4 protein-coding genes are annotated in these 6,237 nt (G+C 67.9%); 2 read left to right on the forward strand and 2 right to left on the reverse strand.

The window, feature by feature from the left end; all coding sequences use genetic code 11:
• Nucleotides 1-62: 62 nt before the first annotated feature.
• Nucleotides 63-1,256 (forward strand): elongation factor Tu, encoded by a 1,194-nt coding sequence (tuf, locus tag FPZ41_RS27150; RefSeq protein WP_030839706.1) that lies wholly within the window; start codon nt 63-65, stop codon nt 1,254-1,256.
• A 193-nt stretch (nt 1,257-1,449) separates the two neighbouring features.
• Entirely contained in the window at nt 1,450-4,599 is a 3,150-nt protein-coding gene (locus tag FPZ41_RS27155; RefSeq protein WP_152866289.1) for a glycosyl hydrolase 115 family protein, read from the forward strand.
• Nucleotides 4,600-4,686: 87 nt separating this feature from the next.
• Here FPZ41_RS27155 and FPZ41_RS50350 read toward each other — a convergent pair whose 3' ends face one another.
• Together FPZ41_RS50350 and FPZ41_RS27165 are read right to left on the reverse strand one after the other, a co-directional pair.
• Nucleotides 4,687-5,097, reverse strand: a complete 411-nt coding sequence (locus FPZ41_RS50350; RefSeq protein WP_407698823.1) for a hypothetical protein — start codon at nt 5,095-5,097, stop codon at nt 4,687-4,689.
• Nucleotides 5,098-5,104: 7 nt separating this feature from the next.
• Nucleotides 5,105-5,989, reverse strand: coding sequence for an RpnC/YadD family protein (locus tag FPZ41_RS27165; protein ID WP_194236231.1), 885 nt, complete (start codon nt 5,987-5,989; stop codon nt 5,105-5,107).
• Between the last annotated feature and the right edge of the window lie 248 nt (nt 5,990-6,237).

Genomic DNA, 6,237 nt, shown 5'->3' on the forward strand with positions numbered 1-6,237 from the left:
AGCAAAGATCACCTGGCGCCGATGAGTAAGGCGTACCAGAACCACTCCACAGGAGGACCCCAGTGGCGAAGGCGAAGTTCGAGCGGACTAAGCCGCACGTCAACATCGGCACCATCGGTCACATCGACCACGGTAAGACGACCCTCACGGCCGCCATTACCAAGGTGCTGCACGACGCGTACCCGGACCTGAACGAGGCCTCGGCCTTCGACCAGATCGACAAGGCTCCCGAAGAGCGCCAGCGCGGTATCACCATCTCCATCGCGCACGTCGAGTACCAGACGGAGACCCGTCACTACGCCCACGTCGACTGCCCCGGTCACGCGGACTACATCAAGAACATGATCACCGGTGCTGCCCAGATGGACGGCGCCATCCTCGTGGTCGCCGCCACCGACGGCCCGATGCCGCAGACCAAGGAGCACGTGCTCCTGGCCCGCCAGGTCGGCGTTCCGTACATCGTCGTCGCCCTGAACAAGGCCGACATGGTGGACGACGAGGAGATCCTGGAGCTCGTCGAGCTCGAGGTCCGCGAGCTGCTCTCCGAGTACGAGTTCCCGGGCGACGACCTGCCGGTCGTCAAGGTCTCGGCGCTCAAGGCCCTTGAGGGCGACAAGGAGTGGGGCAACTCCGTCCTCGAGCTGATGAAGGCCGTGGACGAGAACATCCCGCAGCCCGAGCGTGACGTCGACAAGCCGTTCCTGATGCCGATCGAGGACGTCTTCACGATCACCGGTCGCGGTACGGTCGTCACCGGCCGTATCGAGCGTGGTGTCCTCAAGGTCAACGAGACCGTTGACATCGTGGGCATCAAGCAGGAGAAGACCACCACCACGGTCACCGGCATCGAGATGTTCCGCAAGCTGCTCGACGAGGGCCAGGCCGGTGAGAACGTCGGTCTGCTGCTCCGCGGCATCAAGCGCGAGGACGTCGAGCGCGGCCAGGTCATCATCAAGCCGGGCTCGGTCACCCCGCACACCGAGTTCGAGGCGCAGGCCTACATCCTGTCCAAGGACGAGGGTGGCCGCCACACGCCGTTCTTCAACAACTACCGCCCGCAGTTCTACTTCCGTACGACGGACGTGACCGGCGTCGTGACCCTCCCCGAGGGCACCGAGATGGTCATGCCGGGTGACAACACCGAGATGAAGGTGGAGCTCATCCAGCCCGTCGCCATGGAGGAGGGCCTCAAGTTCGCCATCCGTGAGGGTGGCCGGACCGTGGGCGCCGGCCAGGTCACCAAGATCAACAAGTAAGTTCGCTTGCTTGACGGTCGGTTGACCTGAAACGCCTGAAAGGGCCCGTACGACTTCGGTCGTACGGGCCCTTTCGCTGTCGGGCCTTTTCGCTGTTACGAAAGTATTCGGCGCGTTCGGCCCGTTGTTCCCACCGTGCACTCCCCTCACCATTTGTCATGCCGCTGAGCACATACCGACCGAGGGGTGAGGCATGTCTGGAGGCGTCAGCCGTAGAGCCGTTCTCGGAGCGGGGGCAGGTGCGGGGGCGAAGCTGGCGACGCTGCCCTCGTTGTCAGGGGTCGCCTGGGCGGAGGGGGCCGCTCCGCAACTGACGGATCCGGGAGCGTACATCTCCTTCTCGCCGAGGACGGGCGCCTTCTCGCTCGTCGGCGCCCCGGTCGTCGTCAGCCCCGAGGACCACCCCGGAGTCGTACGGGTCGCGGGAGACCTCCGCGATGACATCGAGCGGGTGACGGGTGTGCGGCCCGGCGGCTCGATCGCGCGCGAGGCGGTTCTGGTCGGGACGATCGGCCGCAGTCCTCTCATCGACGGGTTGATCACCACTGGAAAGCTGGACGTGACCGGTGTGCGGGGCAAGTGGGAGACCTCCCTGCAGACCGTCGTCGAGCACCCGATGCCCGGGGTTGAGCGCGCACTTGTCATCGCGGGCAGCGATCCGCGCGGCACGATCTTCGGGGCGTACGACGTCTCGTACGGCATCGGGGTCTCGCCCTGGTACTGGTGGGACGACGTACCGCCGGTCCACCGGGACGAGGTGTACGTACTGCTGGGACGGTTCAGCCAGGGGACGCCGGCCGCGAAGTACCGGGGCGTGTTCATCAACGACGAGAACCCGGCGCTGGGGACGTGGGTGCCGAGGTACTTCGGTCCGGGGAAGGCGCCCGGCCACCCCGGGGGCTTCAACGCGGACTTCTGGGCCAAGGTCTTCGAGGTGCTGCTGCGGCTGAAGGGGAACTACCTCTGGCCCGCGGTGTGGGGGAGGGCCTTCGCCGAGGACGATCCGGAGAACCACGCGCGGGCGAAGGAATACGGGATTGTCATGGGCACGTCTCACGAGGCGCCCATGATGCGGGGCATCGAGGAGTGGAACCGGCACGCGGTCCCCGCGGTGAGGGATTCCTCGGGCGCCATCGTGAAGCCGGGGAGCGACCCGTACGGCGGCACGGGCGAGTGGTCGTACCGGCGCAACTCCCAAGCCATCCAGGCGTACTGGCGTGACGGCGTCCGGCGCATGGTCGAGCAGGACTTCGAGGGCGTGGTCACGCTCGGGATGCGGGGGAACGGGGACACCAGCCTCCCGGACGGCGACGGCATCGAGCTCATGCAGGAGATCATCGCGGCCCAGCGGGAGATCATCGCGGAGGTCACCGGGCGGCCCGCGGAGGAGACCCCACAGGTGTGGACGCTCTACAAGGAGGTCCAGCGCTACTGGGACCGCGGACTGCGCGCGCCCGACGACGTGACGGTGGTCCTGACGGACGACAACTGGGGCAACATCCGCAAGCACCCGGACCCGGGGGAGCCGCGAGCCGGTGGCTACGGCCTGTACTACCACTTCGACTACGTCGGCGTGGGCCGCAACTACAAGTGGGTCGACACGGCCAACCTCGCCAACCTCTGGGACCAGCTCCACCAGGCGCACGCGTACGGCAACCACGGGCTGTGGGTGACGAACGTGGGCGATCTGAAGGGCAACGAGCTGCCGACCGAGTTCTTCCTGAACTACGCCTGGAACCCAGGGCGTTGGGGGCTGGAGGACCTTGAGGAGTGGGAACGGGGCTACGCGCGGCAGAACTTCGGTTCGGCGGAGGCGGAGGGCATCGCCGCCCTCCTCGCCGAGTACGGACAGCTCCAGGCCCGCCGCAAGCCGGAGCTGCTGAACCGCCGGATCACACTGAACCCGGCGAAGGACCCGGCGGAGGACGAGTCGGCGGTCGTGTACGACGACCAGGAGACGCCCTTCTCTTTCGGTCACCGTGAGCTGGAGCGGGTCACGGAGGAGTGGCGGAAGCTGGCGAGGACGGCGGACCGGATCGCGCGCCGGCTTCCCGAGGGGGTGCAGGACGCGTGGTTCGAGCTGGTCGGCTACCAGGTGCAGGCGACCGCGAACGTGTACGCGCTGCGGGAGGCCGAGTTCACGAACCTGCTGTACGCGGCCCAGGGCCGGGCCGCCACGAACGACCGCGCGGCCGAGGCGGAGGCCGGCCTGGAGCGTGACTTCGCCCTGGCCCGCCGCTTCAACACCCAGGTGGCGGGCGGCAAATGGGACGGCTTCCAGACGCAGCCGCACATCGGCTACGGGGACGTGGAGCGGTACGGACCGAACGCGGGGTGGCAGCAGCCGGAGAAGGACAACGTGGCGCTGCCGGACGAGATCTTCCCCAAGGTGAAGCGGATCGAGGTCCCGTCCGGGGCTGAGCTGGGGGTTGCGGTCGACGGTTCCCTGGACTCGGGGGAGTGGTGGCCTGGAGGTGCGTCGGGAGATGCGTCGGGAGATGCGTCGGGCGCGGCTGTGCTTCCGGTGTTCAGTCCGTACCAGACCCGCCCGAACCAGTACATCGAGGTGTTCAACCGGGGTCGTACGCCCTTCGAGTACCGGATCGAGCCGACGGTGCCGTGGCTGCGGGCCGACCGCACGCGCGGCCGGGTCGAGCAGCAGGTGCGGGTGGTGCTGGAGGTGGACTGGGCGCGGGTGCCGGAGGGCCGTACGGAGGGTTCGGTGGTGGTGCGTGGTGCCGGGGCCTCGGTGACGGTGGGGGTCGTGGCGGACAAACCGTCGCCTCGGGGGGTGCGGGGCTTTGTGGAGGCGGGTGGGTATGTGGCGGTTGACGCGGAGCACTGCGTGCGGGCGGTCGGGGGGAGCGGCGTCCGCTGGCAGCGGGTCGACCGCATCGGCCGTACGGGAGCGGGGATGACCCCGTGGCCGGTGACGGCGGCGCGCCGGACGCCGGGCCGGTCGGCGTCACCGCGCCTGGAGTACGAGGTGACGCTGCTGTCGGCGGGCGAGGTGACGGTCTGGTCGTACCTCTCCCCTCGGAACCCGGCGCTGGTGACGGGCGGCCTGCGGTATGGGGTGTCCTTCGACGACGGTGAGCCGCAGGTCGTCGACATCAACGCGGTCACGGGTGCCGACGACGGCGTGATGAACAAGCAGTGGGCGCGCAACACGTCGGACAACGTGAACGTGACGGCGACGAGGCACGCGATCGGGCGGGCCGGTGTGCACCGCCTGAAGTTCTGGATGGTCGATCCGACGGTGGTGCTGCAGCGGCTGGTGATCGACACGGGCGGGCTCACGCCGACGTATCTGGGGCCGCTGGAGAGCCACCGCATCCGTTGATCCACTTGTGAGAAGGGGCCCGCACATGAGGCACGCGGGGCGGGCACTGTGGCGCGGCCTGGACGCGGGCCCCTTCTCTCGGCTGCCCTACGCGGCTTCGAAGATCTCTTCGGCCGTCGGAGCCGTGACCGCGCGGGCGAGCCAGTGGCGCATGATCTGCGTGTCTCCGCATTCGGTGATGCGTTCACGGGCCTGGTCAGGAACGTCGAGGCCGCGCTGCTCCAGGACGAGCAGGATGTCCTCCGCGCGGCCCTGGGCGCGGCCTTCCTCCCGGATCTCTTCCGAGATCGGCGAGGAGAAGAACGAAAGGTCCTTGCGCACCAGGTCCCTCCAAGTTTCCAGGGCGGCCGGATTGCAGGCCATGCCCTTTGCGATGAGTTCGGTCAGGATGTCCACGCCGGAGACCGCCATGCGGACCCCGGAGGTCTCCACAAAGAACTGCGGGAGCGGTGCCGCGCCATGGCCGACCACGTCTTTCCCGGGGCTCTGCCCCGGCATGCCGGGGCTACTCATCCGTGAAGATCTCGTCGGCGGAGGGGGCGATGATGGCCCGCCGGTGCCAGCGGCGCAGGGTCTCGGGATCGTCGCAGCTGGTGATGCGTTCGCGGACGGCTTCGGGGACGTCGATGCCGCGCACCTCAAAGACGTCCAGGATGTCCTGGGCGGCACGTCGCGTCTCGCCCTCGGCTCGGCCTTCGTCGCGGATTTCCTCGGAGAGGGGCGACTTGTAGAAAGAGAGGTCCACGGCCACCAGTTTCCTCCAGATTTCTGCGGCTGGGTGCTTGCCCAGGCCTTGGGCAATGAGTTCGATGATCGGGTTGGCGAGGGCCGCGGGGGTGTCCCGCAGCACGTTGGTCATTGCTTTGAGTATGACCTCGGCTTTCGGATTCGTGGCGTGGGTGATCGCTGACAGTGTCGCGAGCGCGAGGTCTTTGCGGACCTCGGCCGGGTTGGTGATCACCGGCATGTTGTGCGGTCCCGCGACCATTGGGCGCAGGGTGAGCAAGGGCCACTGACGCGGGCCGAAGCTGACCTCGCGCGCAGCCCATTCGGCAGTGGCGCGGTCCTGGCAGACGACCAGCAGCAACGGCTGCAGCCGGTACTTGTTCAGCAAGTACGACGCGTAGTACGCCCAGCTCGCGTGCTTGTTCGGGTCCTTCTTGCCCTGGGCCTCGATGGCGAGGAGAAACGGCTCGTCGTCCTCCGTCTCCAGCCGCAGCAGCGTGTCGAGTCGGCGTTCGAGCGGGCGGGTCTCGGTGAGGTCATTGGGCAGGACGGTGAACGAGGTGGGCTGGGGGATGTTGACGCCGAGCACGTCGGAGAGCCGGGAAAAGAGGTCCGGGTGCTCCTGGAAGATGCGGTGCATCGCCTCGTGGGGCGAGCTGACCATACGGGTTCCTGTTGGTGAGGTAATGCGGGATGGGTATTGCCTCTGGCACATGCCAAAGTCGATCTATGGGTGAGCCTAGGGGCGCAACACGGCCTGATAGCAGCTCAGTTGGTGATGTTCACCCGGAGGGGTGAGTGCGGCCGTGAGTCGGCCTCGCGCGGCAGTCGCGGCAGCAGCCGGGTTCGGGGGCGCGGAAGGCGCGGTCGCAGCCGTCGCAGTTGCGGAGGGGGTGCAGGACGGCTGGTGGC

The organism is Streptomyces acidicola, assembly GCF_009377235.1.
GTDB lineage: Bacteria > Actinomycetota > Actinomycetes > Streptomycetales > Streptomycetaceae > Streptomyces > Streptomyces acidicola.